We start from the raw sequence: 25780 nt of genomic DNA, 5'->3' as shown, positions 1-25780 counted from the left end.
TTGTAATTAGCTGTTGTTATCCTGAATTTCAGGTTTTGATATCTTTTCGTAATGATTTTGTGAAATGACCGAATGTCGCTCGATTTTTCTTGGCCCTTCAATTGTCCAGTCCGTATTTTCTTTATGTTCGAACCGGCAATCGTTGCAAATAAAATCTTCCAGTTCGCCGTATTTATCTTTTCGTCCGGTTACCCTGAGGATTTCATCACCTTTCTTCCACAAGACCACTTTCCCACTACATTTGGGGCAATCGCGGTGGGCATCGAATGGTTTGGTAAACCAAACACGGCTTTTAAACCTGAATGTTTTATCGGTGAGCGCGCCAACCGGACAAACATCAATCATGTTTCCGGAGAAATCGTTGTCGATGGCTTTGGTAATGTGGGTGCTGATTTCGGAATGATCGCCACGCCCGAGAACTCCATGAACCCGTTGATCAGTCAGCTGATCCGCCACCATCACACAACGGTAGCAAAGGATGCAACGGTTCATGTGCAGCTTGATTTTATCGCCGATGTCAATCGGGGCAAAAGTGCGGCGCTCTTCAACGGTTTCGGTATCAACCAATCCATGTTCGTACGATAAATCCTGAAGGTGGCATTCGCCTGCCTGATCGCAAACGGGGCAATCGAGCGGATGGTTGAGCAACAGGAATTCGGTAATTGCACGACGGTTTTCCATCACTTCCGGAGAAGTAATGTTTTGTACCACCATTCCATCCATAACTGCGGTTCGGCACGAAGCCACCAGTTTAGGCATTGGGCGTGGATCTTTTGTTGATCCCTGTGCTACTTTAACCAGACAGCTACGGCATTTTCCGCCGCTACCTTCGAGCTTTGAATAGTAACACATGGTTGGCGGAACCACAGCACCGCCAATTTTTCGGGCGGCGTTCAGAATGGTTGTTCCGGATTCGACTTCAACCTCAATATTATCTATCGTTACTTTGACAAGGGACATCGCTGTAATTTTACGTGATCTTCAAATTCCTGACGGAAATGGCGGACTGCACTCGCAACAGGCCATGCAGCAGCATCGCCAAGCGGACAAATCGTATTTCCTTCTATGTGTTTCGAAATACCAACCAGTAAATCGATGTCTTTCATCGTTCCACGGCCGTCTTCGATTCGTTGCAATATTTTTTCCATCCAGCCGGTACCTTCGCGGCAAGGGCTGCATTGTCCGCACGATTCGTGGTGGTAGAAACGCGCAAAGGTCAAGAGGTTCTTTACAATGCAAGTGGTGTCGTCCATCACAATGAATCCACCCGATCCGAGCATGGTTCCGGTTTCGAAACCTCCTTCGGCCAGCGATTCGTAGCTCATCAGACGTGGTTCGCCTTTGGCCGTTTTCAGGATCAGTTCGGCAGGAAGAATCGGTACCGAAGAACCTCCGGCGACAACCGCTTTCAGTTTGTTTCCATTCCGTATACCCCCGCAATATTGATCGCTGTATATGAATTCTTCAACCGGAAGCCCGAGTTCGATCTCGTAAATGCCTGGTTTGTTGATGTGACCACAAGCCGAAATCAGTTTGGTTCCTTTGCTGTTGGCAATACCGATTGCGGAATAGGCATCGGCGCCGTTATTCATGATCCACGGAAGAGCCGAAATGGTTTCCACATTATTGACCACCGTTGGGCAGTCGTATAAACCGACAATGGCCGGGAATGGTGGCTTGATGCGTGGATTACCGCGTTTCCCTTCGAGCGATTCGATGAGTGCAGTTTCTTCCCCGCAAATGTAAGCGCCGCCACCGGGTTGGCAATACAGGTCGAGCGAATATCCGCTGCCTAAAATATTTTCGCCTAAAAAGCCATTCGCATAGGCTTCTTCGATGGCTTTTTCGATGATCCGAAGCACGTAAAACAGTTCGCCGCGAATGTAAATGTACGAAGTGCGGGCGCCCAAAGCGTATGAGCCCAAAATCATTCCTTCGATGAGCTGATGCGGGTTCAGTTGGCCAATGTGCCTGTCTTTAAATGTTCCGGGTTCACTTTCGTCGAAATTGCAAACGAAATATCTTGGGTTATTTGTGCTTTTATCGATAAATCCCCATTTCATTCCTGCCGGAAAACCAGCACCCCCGCGACCTCGCAGACCCGATTTTTTTACTTCGGCGGTTACTTCATCAGGAGTAAAGTTTTTCAACGTTTTTTCAACCGACGTATAACCGCCCAGTTTGCGGTAAACGTCGAAACTGGCCAATCCGGGAACCTTTATGTTGTTGAGTAGTATTTGCTGTGCCATGGTTACAGGTATGGATTGGTGTGCGAACATTTATTTTCAGCCGTCCATTTGCTCAGCAGTTCGTCTGCTTTTTCGTTGGTCATGTTTTCGTGGTACTCCGTTCCAACCTGAATGACCGGCGCATTTCCACAGGCAGCAAGACACTCAACAGTTTTGATGGTGAAGCGGCCATCGGCAGTTGTTTCTCCTGGTTTGATGCCAAGCTTCTTTTCAAAATGTGCAAGCAGTTCTTCTGAACCTTTTAACCAGCAAGGGCCGGTCTGGCAAACTTCAATGACACAGTTTCCAACCGGCTGAAGGTTGAACATGCTGTAAAACGAAGCGACTTCGTACACTTCGATGGGTTGAATTTCGAGCAGCGAAGCCACATAATCCATCACTTCGGAACTGAGCCATCCGCTATTTTCCGATTGAGCAATGTGCAATACCGGCAGTAAAGCCGATTTTTGCCTGCCTTTCGGATAACGCCGGATGATCTTGTTCACTAGTTCGAGCGTCTCGCTATTGAATTCAGTTGTATTTTTTGTGTTCTGCATTTATATATTTTTTTAACCACAAAGGACACGAAGAACGCACAAAGTTCACTAAGGTTTTTCTTGTCTCCCGTCTCCCTGTCTTCCTTTTTTTTTCTTTTTTCTTAATCTTTTCCATTTCGTCCGAAAGGTGGCTAATGCTTTGATATATTGCATCTCGCGGACGATTCGAATCAACTGAAATCTTATTTCTATAAATATTTCGCTCCTCTGGAGCTGTTTTTTCTAATGACTGATGACTTTTTTCTCCCTTCCCTTTGACAAGTTCAGGAAGCGATACTTCTGTCTCCCGACTCCATGCTCCTCGTCCAGTGCTCTAGGCATCCAGCTCCCCGGCAATTACGTTCATCGAACTCAGCGTGATTACAGCATCCGACAACATGTTTCCGGTTACCATTTCAGGATAAGCCTGGTAATAGATAAAACAGGGTCTGCGGAAATGCAATCGGGAAGGAGTGCGGCCGCCATCGCTAATCAGGTAAAAACCCAGTTCGCCGTTGGCTGCTTCAATACAATGGTAAACTTCTCCTGCCGGAATATCGGTTTCGCCCATTACAATTTTGAAATGCCAGATGAGCGCTTCCATGTTGTTGTAAACTTTCTCTTTAGGTGGCAAAACAAAACGCGGATCGGCAGCAAAATAGGTTTCTTTGTCGTCCATTTGATCGAGTTTGGCCAAAGCCTGCTCTATGATGGATAAACTTTGTTTCATTTCTTCCTGACGCACCATAAACCGATCGTAAGTGTCGCCACTTTGACCGATTGGCACAATAAAGTCGAATTCGTCGTACGAACAATACGGATTCATCACCCGAACATCATAGTCAACACCGCAGGCACGAAGATTTGGACCGGTAAATCCGTATGCCAAAGCCCGATCAGCCGAAAATGCGCCAACATTGATGGTACGATCCATGAAAATACGGTTTCGGGCAAGCAGGTTTTCAAATTCCTGAAGATGGGCTGGGTACGTTTTCAGGAAATAACGTATTTTATCCCATGCTTTTTCACTGAAATTACGCTCGAATCCTCCAATCCGTCCCATGTTGGTGGTCAACCGCGAACCACATATTTCTTCGTAAATTTCGTAAATGAATTCCCTGTCCTGAAACAAGTAAGTAAACCCGGTGAGGGCGCCACTGTCAACACCAATAACGGTGTTGCAAACCAAATGGTCGGCAATACGAGCCAACTCCATGACAATTATCCGAAGGTAATCGACACGTTTTGGTGTTTCAATGCCGAGTAATTTTTCGACAGTCATATGCCAGCCCATGTTATTCAACGGAGAGGAACAATAGTTCAGTCTGTCAGTTAGCGGTGTGATCTGGTAAAAAGGACGGTGCTCGGCTATTTTTTCAAAAGCGCGGTGAATGTATCCAATGGTTTGTTCAGTACTGACAATGAATTCGCCATCCATCAGCATCACATTCTGGAATACACCATGCGTTGCCGGATGTGTAGGTCCGACATTCAGCGTGTTGTATTCCTTCGGCTCTTCAGTAGTTACTATATCTTTAGCCCAATAACCTGTAGTGAAATTCTGTGCCATATATTAAAGTCAGAAGTTTGAAGTCACGAGTCGGAAGTTTTTCAAACAATCACAACTCATCATTCATAACTTATAATTTATATCTCATTAACGTCCAAACATGCTGTCGTTCTTGTCTTCCCTGGTTTGGTCTTCAAGCGGAAACTCTTTCCGTAAAGGGAACCCGGTCATCTCGTCCATGTTTAAAATTCGTTTCAGATTTGGATGCCCTTCAAACAATATCCCGAAAAAATCATAGGCTTCACGTTCCATCCAGTTAGCTGCCGGCCAAATAGTGGTAATGGTAGGTATATTAGGTTCTTTTAGTTCAGTAACTGTTTTAATCCGAATCCGATGGTTGTTGACAAAACTCTGTACGTGATAAACTACTCCCAGTTGTTCTGTTTCCGGGTAATGCATTCCGCATAGTGTAGTTAGAAAGTTGTACTGAAGTTCCAGATCGTCACGAAGAAATAAAAAGATACTTGGAATAAGCTCTTTTTGAGCCGTGATGCAAAGCATATCACTCAATACTTCATGCGATTCAATCGCACTGCCAAACCGATTGCTCAATTTACTAACTACTAAATGGTCTCTTTCGGGGTTAATCGGATACACAATTTTGATTTTTAATGTTTCAGTGTTTACTGAATATTTTCTTGTTGGACTTTATCAATTTCAAATCCATGAAAGCCTATTCCATGTTGTATTTTTTCATTAAATCGTTGTAGGCTTCAGAATTTCTTCTGCGAAGCGATTCGTTACCTACCAGTTCCTGAATCTTTAGAATTCCATCGATGATTTGTTCGGGGCGAGGCGGACAGCCGGGCACATAAACATCAACCGGAATGATACGGTCGATTCCTTGCAGTACGCTGTATGTATCGAATATGCCACCGCTCGAAGCGCAGGCACCAACAGCAATAACCCATTTGGGCTCGGCCATTTGGATATAAACTTCGCGTAACACAGGTCCCATTTTCTTTGCCACAGTTCCCATCACCATTAACAAATCGCTTTGACGGGGCGAAAAACTTAATCGTTCGGAACCAAACCGGGCTAAATCGTAGGTAGAAGCCATGGTCGCCATAAATTCAATTCCACAACATGAAGTTGCAAAAGGGAGTGGCCAAAGTGAGTTTTTACGTGCTAGTCCAACTGCTTTATCAAATGAAGTAGCAAAATATCCCTGGCCGGTAATTCCTTCTGGCATTTCTGCTACAGTTGGAGTAATAATTTGTTTATCTGACATGATTTCGTTTCCTTCCTGAATTAGTTTTTATCCCATTTAAAAGCGCCTTTCAGGATAATATAAATAAAGCCAGCTAAAACAAGAATCATAAATAAAACCATTTCGAGGAACCCTTCTTTACCTAAATCTTTGAAATTCACTGCCCATGGGTACATAAAGATAACTTCTACATCAAAGAGTACGAAGAGTATGGCGATTAAAAAATATTTTACTGAAAATGGACTACGAGCATTTCCCATTCCTTCGATCCCACATTCGAAATTCTCGAGTTTGGCTTTTGATGATCGCTTTGGTCCCAGTAAATGAGTTGCCAGCATGGTGGTAATTACAAAACCCAGAACAACCAGCGATTGAATCAATATTGGTATATAATCTTGAGGCATTTTTAAATGTTTATTGTGATGAGATAAACGATTATTCGATCAATTTGTTCGTAAAACTAGAAAATATATTCTGGTAGAATTGAAGTGGGGTAAGGGTAACGGTGGAATAATATCCAAAGCTTAACGTTTACGTTAAAATATTAACGTGTAAAGCTGACACTTATGAAAAGGCAATCGTTTGCATAGCGTCTTATCTTTTTTTATATCGAATTTGATGTTTTATAAAAAGAAAAAGAGTGTTATGTTTCCATAGCACTCTTACCGTTAAAATATTGTTGGTGAGCTTTATTTTTTTCCTGCCAGGTGGCTAATTACCGAAAGTAGCACGTACCAGATAATGATAAGTGGTAATGCGTAGATTTGAAGGAAAACCAACATAAATAATGTTACTCCCAGAAAAAGAAAACGAAGTGCATTTTCTTTTAATTTCAGGTTCTTGAATTTCAGGTTAAACATAGGCAATTCAGAAACCATCAGGAACGAACAGGCAAATATCGCAATTAGCAGTATATATTTGTTCAGGATAAAGGGAACAATAGCCTCTTTGGTGCCCAATTCGAGGATAAGGCCAAGCGATGCAAAAAATATAGCGTTAGCCGGTATGGGCATACCTAAAAATTGTTCGCTTTGCCGGTCATCGGTGTTAAATTTGGCCAAACGGAAAGCTCCGGCAACCGGGATAACCAGACTGGTGAAGAGCAAAAGCCATTGGCTAAAGTTTCCTTCGATATTTTGTATAAGCTGAATTTTACCAAACAATGTCAGTTGGAGCATGGTAAATACCATAGCGGCAGGCGCCAGTCCAAAAGAAACCATATCGGCCAGTGAATCGAGTTCTTTTCCAATGGCAGAATAAGCTTTTAGTAACCGGGCTGCAAAACCGTCGAGAAAATCGAAAACTGCGGCGGCAAATATGAAAACAGAAGCCCATCCCAATTGTCCGTCGATGGCAAAGAAAACCGACAAACTACCACAAACCAGATTCATGGAGGTAATGGCGTTGGGTACCCAGAAAAATATATTGTTTTTTTGACTCATAACTAAATTTGGCCAATGATGGTCTGCGAGCCTTTAACCTTGTCTCTCAGTTTTACATTCAGTTTGGTGCCAAGGGGTAAATATAAATCGACCCGCGAACCAAACCGGATGAAACCCAGTTCTGTTGTTTGATCAACATTGTCGCCAACTTGAACGTAGTTTATGATTCGGCGAGCCATTGCACCGGCAATTTGTTTCATTACAATTTCGCGCCCATCCCTGATTTTGACCGCTGTTGTGGTACGCTCGTTTTCTTCTGCTGATTTGTCTTTAAAGGCTGCATAAAACTCACCATCCTTGTGCTTCATATAGGTTACCTGTCCAGGAACGGGAATCCAGTTAATGTGTACGTTGGTTGGCGACATAAATATGGAAACCTGAAGGCATTTTGTCCCCAGATATTCTGATTCAATCGTTTCTTTGATTTCACAGATTTTTCCGTCGGCAGGGGATATAATCGCATTTTCATCCTGAACGATGCTTCGCTCCGGATACCTGAAGAATTGAATAATCAGGAAATATACCAATCCATAGGCTCCCAGAATACCCAGTTTGATGGCATTGTCAGTGATTAAAAACCACGAAATGAGAATGAGAACCGCGAATATTGCAGTTGCATAGTAAATAGTAGTAGTGCCGGCTTTATGAAACTTCATATTAAGTTTTATATTTTGGCTTCAAAAATAGCAAATAATTGTGCTTTTTAATTGCATCGCTGAATTTAAGTAAACAAAAACCGAATAATCGTCAGGCCAAAATGAAAATCGCTGTTAAGTTGGGATGTAAAAAGTTATTCAACAAAAAGTTTCAGGTAAATCACCACCATCGGGGCCGCAAAGAACAAAGAGTCGAAGCGGTCGAGTAGGCCTCCGTGTCCGGGAAGTACATTTGCGCTGTCTTTAATTCCGAAATAGCGTTTAAACATCGATTCGGTTAAATCTCCAAAAGTTGATGAAACTACAGTTAAAACGCTAATTGCAATCCAATGAATCAAATTGATTTCAGGAATAACACTGGAAATGAAATACGATGCAGTGATTGCGATAAGTGTTCCGCCAATGGCACCTTCCCATGATTTTTTTGGCGAAATACGCTCGAATAGCCGATGTTTTCCAATGGATACCCCTACCAAATATGCTCCTGAATCGTAGATCCAGATCAGCGAAAACAATGCAATTAATAGTTTTGGGGTATAGGCATTTGTTGATGATAGTATTTCGGGGAAAACCAGAAAGTTGATCAATGATACCGGTATGGCCAGGTAAATGATACCAAAAATTGTTACGGCAATGTTTTCGACCGGTTTGTTTTGCTTGCGGTAAAGTTCGGCAGCCATAATCATCAGGAAGAATGGCAGTAGCGCCAGAAAATACCTGACTTCGACGATCCCTTTTGCGATCAGGAAAGTCACAATAAACAGACAAATTGAAACCAGATAACTAAAGTAACTGTTAGGTCGAACTTCAGATTCTTTAAAAAGGTTCGTGAACTCGTGAATGCTGGCTATTAAAATAATGAGGAAGAGGATCGCATAACTATACGAGCTGACAAAAATAGCTGTCAGCATAACCAAAACAAGAACGATTCCGGTAATCGTTCGCGTAATTAATTTCTTCAAAGGATTAAATCTTTTAAAAGTTCAGTTGCTTTTACTTCGAAATCCTGGTGAACCCATATTTCCAAATCACCAATTGATGGAAATGTTGAGTCATGTTCGTTAAGTACAACACAATTGATTTCTTCGTTTTCGAGAATTTCACGAGCTATTTCAGCCTGAAATCCTTGTTCAGAGTGAAATACACATACCCAGTCTTTTTCCATAGTTTCAGATGTTAAATCGGTTCTTCAGAGATGATGACAATCAGCGATTTTGGACCATGCATGCCCATAACCAATGTCTTTTCAATATCGGCTGTGCGGCTTGGCCCGGTGATGTTGCTGATTAACGAAGGTAACTCATTTTTGTATTTGTTTTGCAATTTCTCAAGAGCCCCATCCAAATAATCTGTCAATTGCGATTGGTGAGCTATAACTACATGTGTTTCCGGAAAGACATTTAAGCGTCGTCCTGAAATTTGGGCAGAACTAATCATGACCGAACCCAAATGCGCTACCAGGAATTCGCAGCCTGTAATTCCAATATTTAATGTTAAAAATGAGTTTTCATCCGAATCAATTTGAATACTATCCTGAAGTATTTCCTGAAGTTTTGGGTCGGTACAAAAAATTCGATCCTGGTGTTTTTCCTCGCAAATCTGTTTGATCTGATCTGTAACCTCTGATTTCGATCTAAGCAGATAAACTTGTCCCCCAATCATCTCGAGGTTCGTTTTAAATTCCAGACTTAACGAATCGTTGAGCGGATGGTAAATAGGAGAGGTGAAATCAGGGATGTTTTCCCCAATTTCACCTCTTTTATCCTGTGCGGCCTTTAACCGGGCCAAAATATTATTTCTTGCCGAATCCATTATGCAGTTGTCGATTCAGAAGTAGCAGGAGCTTCTTTGTTTTCGAGAAGTCCGGCAGCTATTTCTTTTTTTACTTCAGCAACCATCAAAGGTTTTCCCCATTTGCGTTTTCCAAATACGTTTTCAAGGTCTTCGCTGAAGATAACTTCTTTTTCCAAAAGTAATTCAGCCAATTTTTCGTGACCTTCTTTGTTCGCTGTCAAAACTTCCAGAGCTCTTGCATATTGCGTTTCAATCAATAGTTTCGATTCTGAATCGATCAATTCAGCTGTTTTTTCGCTGTAAGGTTTGGTGAATCCGTATTCATTCTGACCTGACGAGTCGTAAAAACTTACGTTTCCAACTTTTTCGCTCATGCCAAAAATACTTACCATGGCGTACGACTGCTTGGTCACTTTTTCGAGGTCGTTTTGCGCTCCGGAAGAGATGCTGTTGAACGAAATTTGCTCGGCAGCACGGCCACCCAAGGCAGAACACATTTCATCAAGCAACTGATCTTTTGTTGTAATCGACCGTTCTTCAGGAAGATACCATGCAGCACCCAGCGCTTTTCCACGCGGAACAATGGTCACTTTTACCAATGGATGAGCATGTTCGAGCAACCAGCTTATAGTAGCGTGTCCGGCTTCATGATAAGCGATCCGGCGTTTTTCATCCACCGAAATGATTTTATTCTTTTTTTCCAGACCTCCAATTATTCGGTCAACGGCATCCAAAAAGTCTTGTTTGTCGACTAAATCTTTATTGTGTCGGGCTGCAATTAGAGCCGATTCGTTACATACGTTAGCAATGTCGGCGCCCGAGAATCCCGGAGTCTGTTTGGCCAGAAAAGCAGGATCAATTTCCGGTGAAAGTTTTATAGGCCTTAAATGAACATTGAATATTTCTTCTCGCTCGTTTAAATCGGGTAATTCAACGTGTATCTGGCGGTCGAAACGGCCAGCACGCATTAAAGCTTTGTCGAGAATGTCGGCGCGGTTAGTCGCGGCCAATATAATTACTCCTGAATTGGTGTCAAAACCATCCATTTCAGTTAAAAGCTGATTCAGTGTATTCTCACGCTCATCGTTCGATCCCATGTTTGGGTTTTTGCCTCTGGCACGTCCAATGGCATCAATTTCGTCGATAAACACAATGCAAGGCGCTTTCTCTTTGGCCTGTTTGAATAAATCGCGAACACGCGAAGCACCAACTCCGACAAACATCTCAACAAAGTCGGATCCCGACATCGAGAAGAAAGGAACATTGGCTTCTCCGGCTACAGCTTTGGCCAGTAATGTTTTTCCGGTTCCCGGAGGGCCCACGAGTAGTGCTCCTTTTGGAATTTTACCTCCTAATTTGGTGAATTTAGTCGGACTTTTCAGGAAATCGACAATTTCTTCCACTTCCTGTTTTGCTTCAGCTAATCCGGCAACATCTTTAAATGTATTTGAAACTCTTGAATCTTTGTCAAATACTTTGGCCTGCGATTTACCGACATTGAAAATATTGCCGGCACCACCACCACCAGTTCCTTTACTCATCCGCTTGAAGATAAACCACCAGATTAAAATGATGATTGCAAACGGAAGAATCCAGTTCAATAATTCGCCCAAATAGTTGTGGACAGTCTTATATTCGATGCCAACTTTATTTTCTTCAGCAACATTGGCCTGAGCCTCTTTTAGGTTGTTTGCAAATGCTTCCGGTGGACCAATTTCGAAGAAATAGTGTGGCCCAACTTTTTGCGGTGCAGTAAATCCATTGTTTAGCTTTGCAGAATATTTGTCGTAACTGCTTTCTTTCAGATATACCTGAGCTTCTTTTTCATTGACAACAACAATTTTTTTAACATCGTTGTTGGCCAGTATGGTTGTTTTTACTTCGTTCCAGTTTGTCTCAACCGGTCCTCCACCCAAGGTAAACCACTGGATGGCCAGAAAAGCGATAATTACTACACCATATATCCAATAGGGATTAAATTTGGGGGCTTTATTCCCCGAACCCATATTCCCGATATTTAGCTTTTCCTTGTTTTTATTATTGTTTCCCATTATTTATTAGTTTTCTTCTTTAATTAATTCGATGTGTGCATCGGCCCATAAGTTTTCAAGGTCGTAAAAGTTTCTGGATTCTTTTTGAAAAACGTGTACCATAATCTCGGCATAATCGAGTAAGATCCAGATTGAATTTCGATATCCGTCTTTGTGCCAGGCACTTTCGTTCATGAGTTCTTCAACGGTGTCTTCAACCGAATGAGCTATGGCATCGACATGTGTAACCGAGTTTCCGTGGCAAATGATGAAATATTTACATTCAGTATGATTAATTTTTGTTAAGTCTATTTTAACGATTTCAAGTCCTTTTTTTCTTTGAATTCCTTCAACAATGGCTTTCAACAATTGTTCAGTTTCAGTTTCTTTAACGCTTTTATCCATAATTTTTTATTAGAACTACAAAGATAAATTTTTTACCTTATTATAAGTGATTAAACTTGTGCGACGAAATTTCAGCATTAAATGTAAATGCAAACTTAACTCAGTAGCATGGATCAAATTATTGGAAATTTAATTGTACGCCTCAAGGTGACAGATTCTACCAACAACTATGCCAACCGCCAAATACGTGAAAATGGGTTGTCGGAAGGTACTGTCTTTTTGGCATATGAACAAACATCTGGTCGAGGACAACAGAACAATTCATGGGAAAGCCTGCCAAATGAAAACCTACTCTTTTCAGTTGTTTTGAGTCCAGTATTCTTGGAGATTCGTAGGCAATTTATGATATCTAAAGTAGTCGCTTTAGGTATTTATAAGGCTCTGAATAAGTATGTTGATTCATTAAAAATAAAATGGCCCAATGATATTTATGCCGGCAATCGGAAACTCGGTGGTATCTTGATTGAAAATTCAATTATGAGTGGATTGTTGAAAAGCTCTATTGTTGGTATTGGCCTGAATGTGAATCAAACCATTTTTTACAGTAATGCCCCTAATCCGGTATCTCTAAAAATGCTGACAAATCAGCACTACGATCGTGAGGTTATTCTGGCCGAAATATTATCCGGAATAAACTGGTATTATGCTCTTTTGCGAAATAGAGAAGAAGAACTAATTGATCGGGAATTTATCTCTGCTCTTTATCGCATAAATGAAAAGCATTTTTTTAAAGCTGAAGATTTAGTTTTTGAAGGTGAAATTCTCGGTGTTAACGAAATTGGACAATTAATTATCCGAAAGAATGACGGAGAAGTATTGGAATTTCATTTCAAGGAAGTTGAATTTCTGCAAAAAACTGAAGGATTGAAGGACTGAATTATTGACTAATCACCCATTTGTATCCTGTCTTTCGTCTTTTCTGCAAACCGTGACTGAATACTGGCCACTACCTGTAAGGCAATGCAGCCAGCATGTCGGCCAGTCGGTTAATTCCTTCTTCCAGCTTTTTATTGACCATCATTTTAATCATCATGCTCATATCGGCATCTAATGTAAGGCGAAGTTTGGTCTCGTAGGCCGAAACCGGAAGCAACTGAATCCAAAATGTTATTCCAACAGGCATGCCGCCACTACTGTTTATCTTGATGGTTTTGTGCGGTTCACGTTCAATGATCCTGATTTCGGCAAGGCCCATTCCAGCAATCTGGAAACGGCATGAGTCAGCATCCGATTCGAAATTCGAAATCTTAATCTGTGGAATTTGCTCTGTCATTTTTGTCAATAATCCCTCGTTGACGTATTTTGACAGGTTTTCGAAGTTTGACAGGTAATTGAAGATAACTTCCTGATTATTATTGATGACTTTTACGTCGCTTACATATTTTGTGGTACTCATTCTGCTTAGGTTTTAAAAAGAAAATCCCCTCTTCCTCACAGAAAAGGGGAGATTATAAGATGTAATGAATAATCTATAGACCCCAACTTTCAGGATTTTCACGCCATTGGTTGAGTTTTTCTACTTCTTCGGGCCTAACATCACCCAATTCGATTGCCTGTTCAATCAAAATCTGGTAACGGCTTAGAGCAGTCAACTCAAGACCTGCATCTTCAAAGTTTTTACGTGCTTGTGGAAAGTTGTAGGTAAAAATGGCAACCATTCCAAGAACATCGCCACCAAAATTGGTGATTGCATCAGCAGCTTTCAGGCTACTCAATCCAGTTGAAATCAAATCTTCAATGATCACCACTTTCTGACCAGCTTTCATGTCACCTTCAATCAGGTTTTCGAGCCCGTGGTCTTTTGGTTTTGCCCGAACATAAATAAATGGCAGGCCTAATTCCTGAGCAACCAACATGCCATGAGCGATAGCCCCGGTAGCAACTCCGGCAATAACTTCGGCCTGTGGGTACTTTTCGCGGATGATTTCGCAAAACTTCTGGCAAATAAAAGTACGCTCTTCAGGATACGACAAGATTTTACGGTTGTCGCAATAAATTGGAGCTTTCCAGCCTGAAGCCCAGGTAAACGGATTGTTGGGCTGTACTTTTATGGTGTTAATGTGTAATAGTTTCTTTGTAACTTCGAGTTGAATTTGTTCAAGCATGATTGTTTTCTTTTATCTTTTAATACTCGCAAATGTACAAAGTTTTTTTCAATGGTTCTATCATTCAGTTCGGTTCAGAAATGAATAAATCATTAAATAATAACATTACTGAGATATTTGATTTGGTGAGTTATGATGTTGTGAATCAGATAATATCGCAAATTGAATCTACAGAAACTCCTTCTGGGTTTTTCATTTTGAATCATGAAGTTGATACTGCCTGGGAGCATTTTAAAAGTCAGTTTGTTGAGATTCCGGCTGCTGGTGGATTGGTTCGGAACTCAGAAGGGGCATTCCTTTTTATTAAACGGTTGGGCGTTTGGGATCTTCCTAAGGGGAAGATTGAAAAGAAAGAAACTCCTGAATTAGCTGCCGTTCGTGAGGTTGAGGAGGAGTGTGGTTTGTCTGGACTTCATGTCATCAATCAACTTGATTCAACGTTTCATATCTACCGGTCTCCTTATTTGCCACACCTGAATAATTTGGTGCTAAAGGAAACTAAATGGTTTCTAATGAATTATTCAGGTAACGAAATTCCGGTTCCTCAAGTTGAAGAAGATATTCACGAAGTGACATGGTTCTCCATCGCAGATTTGGATCGGGTATATTCCAAAACGTATTCCAGTTTGATCGATTTTCTGAAAAAATCGTTACCAATTATTTAACATCCGGGTTGTTCTGTTTCTGCATTTCCTTGAAGTAATCACTTTTGAAAAGCTGCCCTAATTGCCGGTCGAGTCCATCGATTGGATTTGGCGCTGGCGAAAGTAACAACTTCCCATCTTTGCCAATCAAAAACGAATTTGGGTAGGTTTTTACTTTGTAGCTTGTTTCTGTATTGCTATCGGTAGTCGTAAATATTCCAGGCCATCCGCTTCCATTTTTAAACCCTTTAATCTCCGGAATCACATTAATAATCACCATTTTTTCTTTGTAGCGAGCCGAAATGGCTTTCAGCGCATCCAGATGCTGGCGGCAAATGGAGTTTTTTGGATCGGTGAAATGGAGGTAAATGTATGTGTTCGGATAATCAGAAAAATTTACTTTTTGACCGTTTAAATTCTTCAGGATAATTGATGGTGGATTAGTGCCGCTGGTTAAATAGGTAAGTTTTGAATGGATTAATTGCGCTGTTTTTTGCTCGTAAGCGCTCCATTCTGGCGACTTCATCTGATCGAGTAATTTCAGAATCAATGCTTTCGAAAATTGCTTGCTATAATAAGCATCATTCATCGATTTAATCAGCACCAAATGCGAAAGTTCCTTGTTGAAATGCAGCTGTTTTTGAAAATAATCATCAAGCTTTGTCAGGTTGGCTGAATTGATTCGGTTCCTGATTTCAGTACTGTTTGGTGCGTTGGAGAGCATACTGAAATAATTCATAAAAACCTGATTGAATATGACTGAATAGGCAGCCAAATTACTCATGGGTTTTGAATGGCTGAAATAGGTTTCCATAAATTCAGCAGATTTACCTTGATTGAGTGCAAACTCAAGGTTCGCCTTTCTGAAAAACTTGTGCGACTCGAAAAACGATGAATTTGTTTTTGGAAATTCTTTCTCAAGTTTCAGATTGACGGTGTCGACCAACGATTTGGATTGATTTGCGAATATTTGGTCGAAATACCGATTCTCAAGTTTGGCATATTCTTGCTCAAACTGCTGTATTTTGAGATTCAACTCGTCTTTTGACGGATTTAGAATTCCAAACCAAACCGGCTCCGGTTTTGCAAATGGATTCCTTTTTTGTGATTCGGTTAATGTTCGTTTGGGCGGAAATACAATTTGGTACGACTTGCCGGGTTCAATGTATATCATTCCGTGATAGCCGTCAAAATCGGCCAGGCAGAGTGTGGTTTCAGTAATTTCAACGTCCAGGTTAAACAAGCCATCTGCACTAAATCGAAAGGTTCCCAGTTTTATTTTTTCTTCGGAAACGATGTCGTGAAGCGTGTAAAGTTCGATTGAATTCATGGCGTATTCAGGAGCTTTTCCTGAAATCTTGACTGTGGCCGACCATGATTTTTCAGTTGCAAGCAAGCCAAATAAAATGAAGATGGATAGTAATATACTTCTTTTCACGACGATAAGACGGATTGATGAGAACTTGATTCATACATCAAAACGCATGAATCAGGCAATAATTATTTTTCTAGCTTAAATTCTGACATATCTAATGACGATGGCAAAAACATGCTCGGATCTCCACCATGCAGAATGATGTCGCGGACAATTGTAGAATTTATTGGAGTGTGTTCTGGCATGGTTAAAAGGAAAACCGATTCAATTTTCGGGAGCATTTTTTTGTTGATCTGAGCAATGGCGCGTTCGAACTCAAAATCAGCCGAAGTACGCAAACCTCTTAATATATATTGTGCATTCACTTGTTTACAGAAGTCAACGGTTAGTCCTTCGTGACATTGAACGGTAACTTTGGGCTCGTTTTTGAAAACTTCGTTGATCCATGTTTCTCTTTTTGCGACCGAAAAGAACGAACGTTTGCTGGAGTTAAATCCGATCATGATAATGATTTTGTCGAATAGCGGGATCGCGCGTTTTACGATGCTTTCGTGTCCAACGGTAAACGGATCAAATGACCCCGGGAAAATGGCAACTCGTTCCATGTACTTGGTTTTTCTGGAAATTTATGAGTTGTAAATATAGTGCTTATTCAAAATAAGCAAACAAATCATTCGATTTAATTCGTTTCGGAATCGTTTCTGCTGCTAATAATAAAGATGAAAACCAACGCGATAGCTGCAAGCAACGTGCTGATCATGAGTTGACTGGATTTGCTGCTTTGGAAAAATGAAGTGTTTTGTAATTGATTCGAAAACTGAATGCTAACTAACACCAGTCCATTATTGAAGGCATGCCCCAGAATACACAAGTAGATGTTGCGGGTACGAACCATCAGAATGCCAAGCAGAAGGCCGAGAATAAAAGTCGCCGGGAATTGCCATGGATTGAGATGGAATAATGCAAACATTAAAGCTGAAACAAAAACTGCCGTAAATTTCGAATAGTTTCGCATCAAACCATGCATAATCACACCCCTGAATATCAGCTCTTCAACGACCGGCGCTATAATGGCAACTTTCAGAATTGCACCATAAATTCCATAATCGCTTTCAAAAATTTTATTGAACAACTCCCAGAACCACGAAGGTGGTGGCAATACTTTATCTAATGCAATGTTCACTTCTCCGATCAGATTTTGGGCAGCCCAAAGAAAGACCAAGACCGGAATCAGGATAAATACATTAAACGATTTGGATGGAAAAAGTTCGTTAAGCTTTACACCGGCTTTCCGGTAGGCATAATAGAAAATGAAAGCAGGTGATCCAACACCCAAAATGATTTTCTTGAATGGATTATAGAGATAATCAGTCCCATTGTAATAATCGAACAGTGCAAGCGGAAAATCGATGATGGTTTGAATGAAAGTATAAAGAACCACCAGATGAATGGCTCCTAAAATGGTTGGGTAGTATTTGTTTGTTTGCGAATTCACTTTTTAGTTGGTTTCATATTTATTATTCATACAAATATATGATTTGAATCAGAATACATTAATCAGTATGATCAATAAGACATTTTTCCTCGAGTATTTGTTTTAATTTTTTTGCCATCCATTCCGAAACCTGACCGGCACCTCGATTATTAAAGTGCATATCGTCCATCCAATTGGTCGGGTTTTTCAATATTGAGTCTGGTAAAATCAGAACTGGTCCGTATTGTTTATAAAAATCCAGTCGTAGTGGAGTCTGAAAATTAGATCCGCTCTCGGGTAAATACACGAAAATGAATGGTATCTTTTTGTCATTCAGCAACTTGATTGTTCTAGTCAAATAAGCATATGGATATTTTAGCTGTATTTTTTCTAATTCAGGGGAACCTCGTCTCTTGGTCCATTTGCCCCATCCTTCCTTGTTCTTTAAAAATTCTTCTTCACTCGCTATTCTGTCCGATTCTCCGTAGCCGTATAGATTTAGGTCATTCTCCGGATATTTCTCCTGAAAAATGGTTTTTGTTTTAAATTGTTCCAATCTTGCTGAAACTCCTTTAAATACATCTGAAAAATAGTCGCGGTTTAGAAATGTTGGACTAATTAACAAATCTTTTGTATCAGCCAGAAAAGGAAAGATATCATGGCTGTTTTTTGACTCGTCTTCGTGTACTTCGATGACCACCAATTTTGGATTTTTGCTTGCAACTAGTTCTTTTACAAATAAATATTCCAGGTTTCGTCCAAATCGACAGTAGCCCAGATTGGCCAAATGAAGTCTGTTCCCTAATAGGCCTTCCATTTTATTTTCCTGGAAAGAATGAATGGTGTGAGACGAACCAATAAATGCGATATCAATCGGAGTCGTATTTTTTGTGAGGCGATCAAAAATCCAGGCTCCGTGATTGTAACAATCATCTTTAATGAAATGTCGCGCAAATTCATTGGAGTAGGGTAATATAAGTAACGTTACAGCCGGCAAGGCAAGTAATCCAAAGAATAAAGCTATTTTTTGTATGACCTCTTTCATTCGTATAAAATGTTTTTGCTTTGTTGAAATTTATAACGTACTCATGGAATTGAGCTTGCGAAATCCGCGAAGCGAATAGCCATTTATACATTTTCGGTTTGTATGGGCATTTGCTCTTATGGCTATTTCATCTATCCGTAATTTGTTTTTTAATTACCAGATTGAATTCATTGTTGAAAAATATCAGCATAGATCTTTTTATGGATTGTTTCATGTCAGAACTGAAAATAAATGAATTGCGGAGCTAAATTCAAAACACCAAAAATCAGGATCAATGCGGTGAAAAACAAATACAAACTCCATCTTTTTGTTGTTGATAGATTGACAATCAATTCATTAAAATCATTCTTCCTGATTAAGATCTCAGTAAGCAGGAAAATTGGAAATCCGATAATTATAGAAATTGCAAATTCCTTAAACAGATTACTTGTTTGCCATGCATGTTTAAGTTGATCTATAAATATCCAATTCATGTCGGTTATCCGGCTAAATATTTCATAGCTCTGATCCAGCGACTTCGATCTGAAAATAATCAAGGCAAAATTCACGAACGAAAACGTCATTAAAAAACCAACCCAATTTCTCAATTTACTTGGTCGATCGGGTTTAATGAACGACTCAACGATCAAAAACGATCCATGCAAAAATCCCCATAAAACAAATGTTGCTGCAGCACCATGCCACAGACCCGATAACGTAAATGTTATCAGAATATTTATAATCCAGTGTTTTTTAGAGACCTTATTTCCACCTAATGGAATATAAACATAGTCTCGAAACCAAGTTGACAGCGAAATATGCCAGCGTTGCCAAAATTCCTGAAGACTTTTCGAAAAATAGGGAGATCGAAAGTTTTGCATCAGATCGAACCCAAGTAGGCGAGCCGATCCGATTGCAATATCTGAGTATCCCGAGAAATCACAATAAATCTGGAACCCAAACATAAAAGCTACTGCAATCAGCGCTATTCCCGAGTAGTTTGCCGACGAATTATAAACATGATCGACAAAATAAGCCAGACGATCAGCAATAACCATCTTTTTAAACAAACCCCATAGAATAAACCGGAAGCCTGATTTTACTTTTTCCTTATCAAACGTCCGTGCTTTCAAAAACTGTGGCAACAATTCAGAAGCTCTTTCGATAGGACCTGCCACCAGTTGGGGAAAGAATGAGACGAAAGTCATGAACGAAATAAAATTGTTTGTGGGTTTTATTTTGTTCCGGTATATGTCGATTGAATAACTTAGCGATTGAAACGTGTAAAAACTAATTCCGACTGGTAAAATAATCTGAAGTGTATGTGGGTTTGAATGAAATCCAAGTTGCTCAATCATACTTGAGAAACTGACCGTGAAAAAGTTGTAATATTTAAAAAAAACGAGCATCCCCAGATTAATAAATATACATAATCCGAGCAAATGCTGCTTTTTCTTCCTGACTGGTTCGTTGAAAATGGCTCTTCCCAGAAAAAAATCGACTGACGAGCTAATAAAAATGAGAGCTAAAAATCGAACATCCCACCATCCGTAAAAGCAATAACTCGCAATAAAAAGAAATAGATTTTGCCACTTAAAATTCTTCAGGAGAACCGACCAATACAATGCAAAGACAATGATGATAAAGAAAAAATAGGTGATTGAATTAAAGAGCATTGTGTGGATAAAAGGGTTTAAACGAATGTAATTTTTTTTGTTCTAAACGGATGCAATTTGAGGACTTATTATTTTTGAACAATGAGATGTTGAAAATTATCGAAAAAACTTCTCAAACTATTTGATCGTTTGAAGAAAATGTACTTATTTTGCGAGCTGTTTGAAAAATGTGAGGTTCTGATTAAAAAAATAAGACAATGTCAAGAGTTTGTCAAATAACTGGTAAAAAAGTAATGGTGGGAAACAATGTTTCTCATTCAAAACGTAGAACAAAACGGAAGTTCCTTCCTAATTTGTTTAAGAAGAAGTTTTATCTACCTGAAGAAGATCGTTGGATTTCTTTGACTGTTTCAGCCAACGGTATCCGTACAATCAACAAAAACGGGTTGAATGCATCGTTAAACGCTGCGAAGGTAAAAGGTTTAATTACAACTATTTAAAGCTTTAAGAGATGGCTAAGAAAGGCAATAGAATTCAGGTAATCATGGAATGTACCGAGCAAAAAACCAGTGGGGTTCCCGGAACTTCAAGGTACATTACTACCAAAAACAGGAAGAATACTCCTGAGCGTTTGGAGAAAAAGAAATACAATCCTAACTTAAAGCGAGTTACTGTACACCGCGAAATTAAATAATAAATAGTATGGCAAAGAAAGTAGTTGCATCATTACAAAAAGGTGCCGGTAAGGGTTACGCGAAAGTTGTGAAAATGGTAAAATCCGAAAAAACCGGTGCTTATACATTTCAGGAAGAAATTGTTCCTAATGAAAATGTAAAAGATCATTTCAAGAAATAGATCAAAATCTCTCTATAATAAAAAGCTTTCATCGTTGGTGAAGGCTTTTTTTATTGAATTAAGCCTCTAAAGCAGATCGTTTTACGTCTGTAAGGCTGATTCATTTTATATTACTAAATTGCCGCTCTTTAATACAGGTGCTAATATGGGTATTTTCGGAATTTTTAACAGCAAGAAAAAAGAAAGCCTTGACCAAGGGCTTGCAAAAACCAAAGAAAGTGTTTTTACAAAGATTAGCCGCGCTATCATTGGGAAAACCAAGGTTGACGATGAAGTGTTGGACAATCTGGAAGAAATTCTGATTTCTTCGGATGTCGGCGTTGAAACGACTCTGAAAATTATCGAACGCATCGAAAAGCGCGTTTCGGCCGATAAATACATGGGAACTTCCGAATTGAATGGTATCTTGAAAGAAGAGATTGCCAGTTTGCTTGAAGAAAATAACAGCAACGATATTGCCGATTTTGACCTTCCTGAAAGCAATGAACCCTATGTAATCATGGTTGTTGGCGTGAATGGTGTTGGTAAAACAACCACTATTGGAAAACTTGCCTGGCATTTTAAAGCAGCCGGTAAAAAAGTAGTTTTAGGTGCAGCTGATACGTTTAGAGCAGCGGCCATCGATCAACTTCAGATTTGGGCCGATCGGGTACAAGTGCCACTTGTTAAGCAGGTGATGGGTGCCGATCCTGCTTCTGTTGCTTACGATACACTTTCATCGGCAAAAGCACAGGGCGCCGATGTGGTGATTATTGATACTGCCGGACGTTTGCACAACAAAGTGAACCTGATGAACGAACTGAGCAAGATTAAATCAGTCATGAAAAAGGTAGTGCCAACTGCGCCTCACGAGGTTTTGCTTGTTCTTGATGGTTCAACCGGACAAAACGCATTTGAACAGGCCAAGCAGTTTACAAAAGCTACCGAGGTTTCCGCTCTGGCACTTACAAAACTCGATGGAACAGCAAAAGGTGGTGTGGTAATTGGCATCTCCGATCAGTTTAAAATTCCGGTTAAATACATTGGTATAGGTGAAAAGATGGAAGATTTACAGATTTTCCGGAGAAGGGAATTTGTTGAATCGCTGTTTAGTTAAGAAATAGTCCGTAGTTTGGAGACGGAAGACCGGAGAATGAAAAACGATATGGCTGGCTTTTGCTGGCCTTTCTTTTGGATGGACACGAATTCAGAACTTTTATTAAAGTATACTGTTTTAAGCCAAAACAGATTAAAAAATCGTTGGTGTTAACTTTGTGACTTAGGGCCTTATTGGCTAAAAAATAGAAAAATGAAGAAGCAAAAAATAAATGTGGTGACTTTGGGTTGCTCAAAGAATCTGGTTGACTCGGAAGTATTACTGAATCAGCTTTCGAAGGATGGTTTCGAAGTGGTTCACGATTCGAATGATGCAGATTCGGATATCGTAGTGATCAATACCTGCGGATTTATTCACGATGCCAAAGAGGAGTCGGTGAATACTATTTTGCAGTTTGTTGATGCCAAAGGTCGCGGCGACATTGATAAATTATATGTGATGGGCTGTCTTTCGGAGCGTTACAAAACCGATTTGGAACAGGAAGTTCCGGAAGTAGATAAGTTTTTCGGAAAGTTCGATTTGAAAGCCTTGGTTGGCGAACTGAAGGCAACTTATCGCCCTGAATTTATTTATGAGCGAAAGATCACAACACCCTCGCATTTTGCTTACCTCAAGATATCTGAAGGATGTAACCGCGTTTGTGCCTTTTGCGCTATTCCGGGAATGACGGGGAAACATGTTTCTAAATCGATGGATGACTTGGTGAAAGAAGCCAAATATCTGGCAAAAAGTGGTGTAAAAGAGATTTTGCTTATTGCCCAGGATTTGTCGTATTACGGCATCGATTTATACGGAAAAGGAATGCTGGCAGAACTGATTCAGAAAATTGCTGAAGTTGATGGAATTGAATGGATTCGACTTCATTACTTATATCCGACCAAGTTCCCGATGGACATTTTGCCGCTGTTTAAGACCGTTCCGAAACTCTGCAAATACATTGATATTCCGCTTCAGCATAGTTCGAATAACGTGCTGAAACACATGTTGCGCCAGGTTACTACTGAAGAAACTGAAGCTTTACTTCAGAAAATTAAGGAAGAAGTTCCCGGAATTGCCATCCGTACAACCATGCTGATCGGCCATCCGGGTGAAACCAAAGAAGATTTTGAACAGCTGAAAAGCTTTGTCAGCAAACATCGGTTCGACCGTTTGGGCGCTTTCTCTTATTCGCACGAAGAAGGAACTTATGGGTACAAGAAATATTCGGACGATATTCCTGAAGATGTAAAACAAGCTCGTGTCGAAGAATTGATGGGCATTCAGCAAATTGTTTCGTCTCAGTTAAATGCCGAAAGAATAGGGCAGACTCTGAAAGTGATCATCGATCGGGAAGACGAAGAATTCTATGTTGGACGTACTGAGTTTGATTCGCCGGAAGTGGATGGCGAAGTGTTGATCAGCAAGGAAGTTTCGCTGAAAAAGGGACAGTTTTGTGAAGTTGAAATTACCAGTTCAGAAGAGTTTGATTTGTACGGGAATGTCGTATAGCCCATCACACAGCCAAAATCACTGGGTTTTGCTTATTGGAGTTGGTTGCTTGGGGAAATTTGCACGTCTGGATATTTAGAAATACTGTTCGGTAGGTTGATTTCTGCTCGATTTGTTGTTGATATATTTATCCCAGTCACTTATGGGAAGGGGTTTACTTCTTTTCATCATGTATTCCCTTAGTCTGGTAACGATGATTTTATTGGTATAGTCAATCTCAATTATATTTTTTTTTGCGGGCATTGGATGTTTGGCCAAAATATAATATTCCCAGGTTGATCGGTATTCCGGAGCTTCTATTTTATTCCAAATGGTGTCCATTACGATGATATTGGCTAATTCCTTTGAAAGTTGAAGCGACTTTATAATCGGTTTTCCAAAATATAGCTTATTCACAGGAATGAAGGATACTCTCAATGTGTCAAAATTTAGATATCCGGTTTGAAGGATCGTATCTTTAACAATTTCATTGCAATATTTCAAGTATATTTTATATCGATCAGATTTTGATTTGGATATTAGTTTTGGGCTAGATACTATAACTTCAGGTATCGTGTCATTGGTAATCGCATTGCCTTTAGTGACAGGATTTTGAGGTTTTTTATCTGTAAAGGCACAAAATGCTACAAGCAATATAATTGCAATTAACAATTTGTGGATTCTCTGAAATTTCATACTTTATAAGCTTATGATATATCGTTAGCCGTGTTTGTCAGTAAATAGCCTGATCTTATTTGTTTACAGATACTTGTCTGTAATTTAGTCACTTCTGTTACAAAGATGCGAGATTTATGTTTTTTTGCCTTTGCCGACAGAATACCGATATTGTTATTACCAATTGCAACTCTTCATTTTCAAGAAATCAATAAGGAACTTGAAAATTTAGAATAGGTTATGTTGTATATGCTTTAATTTGCTTATTTATGTGTTTTTACATAATTCGAGCAACAAATATGGTCACTCATTTTCAGGATGAAAATACCAACTAAAAATAGAATTTCCAATCTAAAGTTGTAAAATATCAAATCCTCTGATTAAATAAACACACGTTATCGGCTTAATGTTGATGCATTTACTTGAGTTATCAAGATTTTGTAAAGTAAATAAATTTGTAATTTATTGTTTAGTAATGCGTTGGGTATATTGTAGAAAAATGAATATTTATTATAAGCTTACTAAATGCTGGTCTAAAATATTATTTGATTGCAGTCAATCCCAACTTTTCTTCAGCAAACTGAAAGCTGGCCTTTTCGACATCCTGCCACGATTTTGAAAACAGTTTGCAGGCTATTGGGTGGTTGCCTGCTTCCGGGAAAGCAACTTTTCGTTTTTGATTCTCTGGCGTGCCAAGTTCATCGTACATTTTCAGCATAGCATCAACTTTTACTACCTGATCCTGATTTCCCTCGTCCTTGTAATAATATCCTAAAAAAACAGGCGTTTTAACTTTCCGAAAATTTTCCTTGCTCATGGTCGATTCAACCAATTGCTGAAGGTAAACCACTGCTTCCAGCCGGTATTTGCAGTTCCAGTACCGACAATCTTCTGATGCAAAATCGGAGTTGGTAATTCGGTAGTTACCATGATAAACTTTTCGCGCAATTTGCAATCCCCAAGGCTTACTCAGCAGAAAAGCCGCTCCGTTATTTATGGCCACGTTTGGTGAATACAAAATAAGTCCCGAAATCAAATCTGGAAATTCGGAGGCTAACTTCAAACTTAATGTTCCACCTGTTGAGGTGCTCATCAGGATCACTTTCTCACCCAGTGATTGTGCCACCACCAATGCTTCTTTGGCCGATTCGTAAAGGCGATCAGGTGTCATGTCAATTAATGCCTCCGTTGTGTCAATTCCATGCGAAGCCAAGCGTGGTAGATATAAATTCATGCCATACCGATGGGCGAAATCAATGTGAGCAGGGTTTCCTTCGTACCAGGAGGCCGAAAAACCATGAAGGTAAAGCAGACAATAGGAAGTTTTGTTTTTCAAACTGTTGTTTGCCCAAATAATGCGGCTTTCATTATCCGGCTTGATTTTTTTTCCTGATTCTTTATTCCGGACATAAGATTCTACTTCGTTGGTTTGAAGTTGTATGGAAGGGAGGTTTCGGTTTAATTCTGGTTTCGGGAATTGGGGTCCTGATAGATAGGTAATTAAAAGGACAATAATTAAAATGCTTGTAGTTATCAGAAACTTTTTCATAGCCAATTAGTTCTATCGGAATATTTGAA

General features: G+C 39.9%; 30 protein-coding genes. 7 read left to right on the top strand and 23 right to left on the bottom strand.

Annotated elements, in window-relative coordinates:
• Positions 1-6 precede the first annotated feature (6 nt).
• The 14 genes from AQPE_RS03470 to rsfS form a co-directional block, all read right to left on the bottom strand.
• Positions 7-960 carry a 2Fe-2S iron-sulfur cluster-binding protein gene (locus AQPE_RS03470; protein WP_318349658.1) on the bottom strand — a complete coding sequence of 318 codons (954 nt, stop codon included), beginning with the start codon at positions 958-960 and terminating at the stop codon, positions 7-9.
• Positions 942-2279, bottom strand: a complete 1338-nt coding sequence (nuoF, locus tag AQPE_RS03465) for an NADH-quinone oxidoreductase subunit NuoF (RefSeq protein ID WP_318349657.1) — start codon at positions 2277-2279, stop codon at positions 942-944. The genes AQPE_RS03470 and nuoF overlap by 19 nt, the downstream gene beginning before the upstream one ends.
• Entirely contained in the window at positions 2252-2785 is a 534-nt protein-coding gene (gene nuoE / locus AQPE_RS03460) for an NADH-quinone oxidoreductase subunit NuoE (RefSeq protein ID WP_318349656.1), read from the bottom strand. The genes nuoF and nuoE overlap by 28 nt, the downstream gene beginning before the upstream one ends.
• A gap of 313 nt (positions 2786-3098) precedes the next feature.
• Positions 3099-4334 carry an NADH-quinone oxidoreductase subunit D gene (locus AQPE_RS03455; protein WP_318349655.1) on the bottom strand — a complete coding sequence of 412 codons (1236 nt, stop codon included), beginning with the start codon at positions 4332-4334 and terminating at the stop codon, positions 3099-3101.
• A gap of 87 nt (positions 4335-4421) precedes the next feature.
• Positions 4422-4931: an NADH-quinone oxidoreductase subunit C gene (locus AQPE_RS03450; protein WP_318349654.1), complete on the bottom strand. Its 510-nt coding sequence runs from the start codon at positions 4929-4931 to the stop codon at positions 4422-4424.
• Between the two features lie 76 nt (positions 4932-5007).
• The gene (locus AQPE_RS03445) at positions 5008-5565 is read right to left on the bottom strand and encodes an NADH-quinone oxidoreductase subunit B (RefSeq protein WP_449658194.1); all 558 of its coding nucleotides are present in this window, start codon (positions 5563-5565) and stop codon (positions 5008-5010) included.
• Positions 5566-5585: 20 nt separating this feature from the next.
• The gene (locus tag AQPE_RS03440; protein ID WP_318349653.1) at positions 5586-5948 is read right to left on the bottom strand and encodes an NADH-quinone oxidoreductase subunit A; all 363 of its coding nucleotides are present in this window, start codon (positions 5946-5948) and stop codon (positions 5586-5588) included.
• Between the two features lie 285 nt (positions 5949-6233).
• On the bottom strand, positions 6234-6986 hold the full coding sequence (locus AQPE_RS03435; RefSeq protein WP_318349652.1) for a CDP-alcohol phosphatidyltransferase family protein: 753 nt from the start codon (positions 6984-6986) through the stop codon (positions 6234-6236).
• 2 nt (positions 6987-6988) lie between these two features.
• Positions 6989-7642 (bottom strand): phosphatidylserine decarboxylase family protein, encoded by a 654-nt coding sequence (locus AQPE_RS03430; protein ID WP_318349651.1) that lies wholly within the window; start codon positions 7640-7642, stop codon positions 6989-6991.
• 134 nt (positions 7643-7776) lie between these two features.
• On the bottom strand, positions 7777-8604 hold the full coding sequence (locus AQPE_RS03425) for a phosphatidate cytidylyltransferase (protein WP_318349650.1): 828 nt from the start codon (positions 8602-8604) through the stop codon (positions 7777-7779).
• The gene (locus AQPE_RS03420; protein WP_318349649.1) at positions 8601-8807 is read right to left on the bottom strand and encodes a putative signal transducing protein; all 207 of its coding nucleotides are present in this window, start codon (positions 8805-8807) and stop codon (positions 8601-8603) included. Before AQPE_RS03420 ends, AQPE_RS03425 begins: the two co-directional genes overlap by 4 nt.
• Before the next feature lie 11 nt (positions 8808-8818).
• A complete protein-coding gene (locus AQPE_RS03415) occupies positions 8819-9454 on the bottom strand; it encodes a LutC/YkgG family protein (RefSeq protein ID WP_318349648.1) in 636 nt (211 codons plus the stop codon).
• The gene (gene ftsH / locus AQPE_RS03410; protein ID WP_318349647.1) at positions 9454-11487 is read right to left on the bottom strand and encodes an ATP-dependent zinc metalloprotease FtsH; all 2034 of its coding nucleotides are present in this window, start codon (positions 11485-11487) and stop codon (positions 9454-9456) included. The genes AQPE_RS03415 and ftsH overlap by 1 nt, the downstream gene beginning before the upstream one ends.
• A 6-nt stretch (positions 11488-11493) precedes the next feature.
• A complete protein-coding gene (rsfS, locus tag AQPE_RS03405) occupies positions 11494-11871 on the bottom strand; it encodes a ribosome silencing factor (RefSeq protein WP_318349646.1) in 378 nt (125 codons plus the stop codon).
• Between the two features lie 108 nt (positions 11872-11979).
• Between rsfS and AQPE_RS03400 the strand changes: the two genes are divergently transcribed.
• Positions 11980-12747, top strand: a complete 768-nt coding sequence (locus AQPE_RS03400) for a biotin--[acetyl-CoA-carboxylase] ligase (protein ID WP_318349645.1) — start codon at positions 11980-11982, stop codon at positions 12745-12747.
• Between the two features lie 70 nt (positions 12748-12817).
• On the opposite strand, the gene AQPE_RS03395 is transcribed toward AQPE_RS03400, so the two are convergent.
• On the bottom strand, positions 12818-13267 hold the full coding sequence (locus tag AQPE_RS03395; protein ID WP_318349644.1) for a hypothetical protein: 450 nt from the start codon (positions 13265-13267) through the stop codon (positions 12818-12820).
• A 73-nt stretch (positions 13268-13340) separates the two neighbouring features.
• Positions 13341-13976, bottom strand: coding sequence for an orotate phosphoribosyltransferase (gene pyrE, locus AQPE_RS03390; protein ID WP_318349643.1), 636 nt, complete (start codon positions 13974-13976; stop codon positions 13341-13343).
• Between the two features lie 32 nt (positions 13977-14008).
• Here pyrE and AQPE_RS03385 point away from each other — a divergent pair, with 32 nt between their 5' ends.
• Positions 14009-14641, top strand: coding sequence for an NUDIX hydrolase (locus AQPE_RS03385; protein WP_318349642.1), 633 nt, complete (start codon positions 14009-14011; stop codon positions 14639-14641).
• On the opposite strand, the gene AQPE_RS03380 is transcribed toward AQPE_RS03385, so the two are convergent.
• The 5 genes from AQPE_RS03380 to AQPE_RS03360 all read right to left on the bottom strand — a co-directional run bounded on the left by AQPE_RS03380 (position 14634) and on the right by AQPE_RS03360 (position 20169).
• Positions 14634-16058 carry a peroxiredoxin family protein gene (locus tag AQPE_RS03380; protein WP_318349641.1) on the bottom strand — a complete coding sequence of 475 codons (1425 nt, stop codon included), beginning with the start codon at positions 16056-16058 and terminating at the stop codon, positions 14634-14636. The genes AQPE_RS03385 and AQPE_RS03380 overlap by 8 nt on opposite strands.
• A 62-nt stretch (positions 16059-16120) precedes the next feature.
• Positions 16121-16600 (bottom strand): pantetheine-phosphate adenylyltransferase, encoded by a 480-nt coding sequence (gene coaD / locus AQPE_RS03375; protein WP_318349640.1) that lies wholly within the window; start codon positions 16598-16600, stop codon positions 16121-16123.
• A 74-nt stretch (positions 16601-16674) separates the two neighbouring features.
• Positions 16675-17490: a CPBP family intramembrane glutamic endopeptidase gene (locus tag AQPE_RS03370; protein WP_318349639.1), complete on the bottom strand. Its 816-nt coding sequence runs from the start codon at positions 17488-17490 to the stop codon at positions 16675-16677.
• Positions 17491-17548: 58 nt separating this feature from the next.
• A complete protein-coding gene (locus tag AQPE_RS03365) occupies positions 17549-18514 on the bottom strand; it encodes a hypothetical protein (RefSeq protein WP_318349638.1) in 966 nt (321 codons plus the stop codon).
• 215 nt (positions 18515-18729) lie between these two features.
• The gene (locus tag AQPE_RS03360; protein ID WP_318349637.1) at positions 18730-20169 is read right to left on the bottom strand and encodes an MBOAT family O-acyltransferase; all 1440 of its coding nucleotides are present in this window, start codon (positions 20167-20169) and stop codon (positions 18730-18732) included.
• A 197-nt stretch (positions 20170-20366) separates the two neighbouring features.
• Here AQPE_RS03360 and rpmB point away from each other — a divergent pair, with 197 nt between their 5' ends.
• The 5 genes from rpmB (at position 20367) to rimO (ending at position 23548) form a co-directional block, all read left to right on the top strand.
• Positions 20367-20609, top strand: a complete 243-nt coding sequence (rpmB, locus tag AQPE_RS03355) for a 50S ribosomal protein L28 (RefSeq protein ID WP_318349636.1) — start codon at positions 20367-20369, stop codon at positions 20607-20609.
• A gap of 11 nt (positions 20610-20620) precedes the next feature.
• The gene (gene rpmG / locus AQPE_RS03350) at positions 20621-20803 is read left to right on the top strand and encodes a 50S ribosomal protein L33 (RefSeq protein WP_318349635.1); all 183 of its coding nucleotides are present in this window, start codon (positions 20621-20623) and stop codon (positions 20801-20803) included.
• Positions 20804-20811: 8 nt separating this feature from the next.
• Positions 20812-20964: a DUF4295 domain-containing protein gene (locus AQPE_RS03345; protein WP_318349634.1), complete on the top strand. Its 153-nt coding sequence runs from the start codon at positions 20812-20814 to the stop codon at positions 20962-20964.
• 145 nt (positions 20965-21109) lie between these two features.
• Positions 21110-22060, top strand: coding sequence for a signal recognition particle-docking protein FtsY (gene ftsY, locus AQPE_RS03340; protein WP_318349633.1), 951 nt, complete (start codon positions 21110-21112; stop codon positions 22058-22060).
• 192 nt (positions 22061-22252) lie between these two features.
• Entirely contained in the window at positions 22253-23548 is a 1296-nt protein-coding gene (rimO, locus tag AQPE_RS03335; RefSeq protein WP_318349632.1) for a 30S ribosomal protein S12 methylthiotransferase RimO, read from the top strand.
• Between the two features lie 75 nt (positions 23549-23623).
• Here rimO and AQPE_RS03330 read toward each other — a convergent pair whose 3' ends face one another.
• Together AQPE_RS03330 and AQPE_RS03325 are read right to left on the bottom strand one after the other, a co-directional pair.
• Positions 23624-23965 carry a hypothetical protein gene (locus AQPE_RS03330; RefSeq protein ID WP_318349631.1) on the bottom strand — a complete coding sequence of 114 codons (342 nt, stop codon included), beginning with the start codon at positions 23963-23965 and terminating at the stop codon, positions 23624-23626.
• A 778-nt stretch (positions 23966-24743) separates the two neighbouring features.
• Positions 24744-25751, bottom strand: coding sequence for an alpha/beta hydrolase (locus tag AQPE_RS03325; RefSeq protein ID WP_318349630.1), 1008 nt, complete (start codon positions 25749-25751; stop codon positions 24744-24746).
• Positions 25752-25780: the final 29 nt, after the last annotated feature.

The sequence above is a fragment of the Aquipluma nitroreducens genome (genome assembly GCF_009689585.1).
Lineage (GTDB): Bacteria > Bacteroidota > Bacteroidia > Bacteroidales > Prolixibacteraceae > Aquipluma > Aquipluma nitroreducens.
The sequence above is the reverse complement of the archived record's forward strand: the minus strand, read 5'-3'. Positions and strand labels throughout refer to the sequence as shown.

Excerpts from the sequence above, each read along its gene's own strand:
- AQPE_RS03470 (WP_318349658.1), bottom strand. The coding sequence starts at position 960 with ATGTCCCTTGTCAAAGTAACGATAGATAATATTGAGGTTGAAGTCGAA.
- nuoF (WP_318349657.1), bottom strand. The coding sequence starts at position 2,279 with ATGTTCGCACACCAATCCATACCTGTAACCATGGCACAGCAAATACTA.
- nuoE (WP_318349656.1), bottom strand. The coding sequence starts at position 2,785 with ATGCAGAACACAAAAAATACAACTGAATTCAATAGCGAGACGCTCGAA.
- AQPE_RS03455 (WP_318349655.1), bottom strand. The coding sequence starts at position 4,334 with ATGGCACAGAATTTCACTACAGGTTATTGGGCTAAAGATATAGTAACT.
- AQPE_RS03445 (WP_449658194.1), bottom strand. The coding sequence starts at position 5,565 with ATGTCAGATAAACAAATTATTACTCCAACTGTAGCAGAAATGCCAGAA.
- AQPE_RS03440 (WP_318349653.1), bottom strand. The coding sequence starts at position 5,948 with ATGCCTCAAGATTATATACCAATATTGATTCAATCGCTGGTTGTTCTG.
- AQPE_RS03435 (WP_318349652.1), bottom strand. The coding sequence starts at position 6,986 with ATGAGTCAAAAAAACAATATATTTTTCTGGGTACCCAACGCCATTACC.
- AQPE_RS03430 (WP_318349651.1), bottom strand. The coding sequence starts at position 7,642 with ATGAAGTTTCATAAAGCCGGCACTACTACTATTTACTATGCAACTGCA.
- AQPE_RS03420 (WP_318349649.1), bottom strand. The coding sequence starts at position 8,807 with ATGGAAAAAGACTGGGTATGTGTATTTCACTCTGAACAAGGATTTCAG.
- AQPE_RS03415 (WP_318349648.1), bottom strand. The coding sequence starts at position 9,454 with ATGGATTCGGCAAGAAATAATATTTTGGCCCGGTTAAAGGCCGCACAG.
- ftsH (WP_318349647.1), bottom strand. The coding sequence starts at position 11,487 with ATGGGAAACAATAATAAAAACAAGGAAAAGCTAAATATCGGGAATATG.
- rsfS (WP_318349646.1), bottom strand. The coding sequence starts at position 11,871 with ATGGATAAAAGCGTTAAAGAAACTGAAACTGAACAATTGTTGAAAGCC.
- AQPE_RS03400 (WP_318349645.1), top strand. The coding sequence starts at position 11,980 with ATGGATCAAATTATTGGAAATTTAATTGTACGCCTCAAGGTGACAGAT.
- AQPE_RS03395 (WP_318349644.1), bottom strand. The coding sequence starts at position 13,267 with ATGAGTACCACAAAATATGTAAGCGACGTAAAAGTCATCAATAATAAT.
- pyrE (WP_318349643.1), bottom strand. The coding sequence starts at position 13,976 with ATGCTTGAACAAATTCAACTCGAAGTTACAAAGAAACTATTACACATT.
- AQPE_RS03385 (WP_318349642.1), top strand. The coding sequence starts at position 14,009 with ATGTACAAAGTTTTTTTCAATGGTTCTATCATTCAGTTCGGTTCAGAA.
- coaD (WP_318349640.1), bottom strand. The coding sequence starts at position 16,600 with ATGGAACGAGTTGCCATTTTCCCGGGGTCATTTGATCCGTTTACCGTT.
- AQPE_RS03365 (WP_318349638.1), bottom strand. The coding sequence starts at position 18,514 with ATGAAAGAGGTCATACAAAAAATAGCTTTATTCTTTGGATTACTTGCC.
- AQPE_RS03360 (WP_318349637.1), bottom strand. The coding sequence starts at position 20,169 with ATGCTCTTTAATTCAATCACCTATTTTTTCTTTATCATCATTGTCTTT.
- rpmB (WP_318349636.1), top strand. The coding sequence starts at position 20,367 with ATGTCAAGAGTTTGTCAAATAACTGGTAAAAAAGTAATGGTGGGAAAC.
- rpmG (WP_318349635.1), top strand. The coding sequence starts at position 20,621 with ATGGCTAAGAAAGGCAATAGAATTCAGGTAATCATGGAATGTACCGAG.
- AQPE_RS03345 (WP_318349634.1), top strand. The coding sequence starts at position 20,812 with ATGGCAAAGAAAGTAGTTGCATCATTACAAAAAGGTGCCGGTAAGGGT.
- ftsY (WP_318349633.1), top strand. The coding sequence starts at position 21,110 with ATGGGTATTTTCGGAATTTTTAACAGCAAGAAAAAAGAAAGCCTTGAC.
- rimO (WP_318349632.1), top strand. The coding sequence starts at position 22,253 with ATGAAGAAGCAAAAAATAAATGTGGTGACTTTGGGTTGCTCAAAGAAT.
- AQPE_RS03325 (WP_318349630.1), bottom strand. The coding sequence starts at position 25,751 with ATGAAAAAGTTTCTGATAACTACAAGCATTTTAATTATTGTCCTTTTA.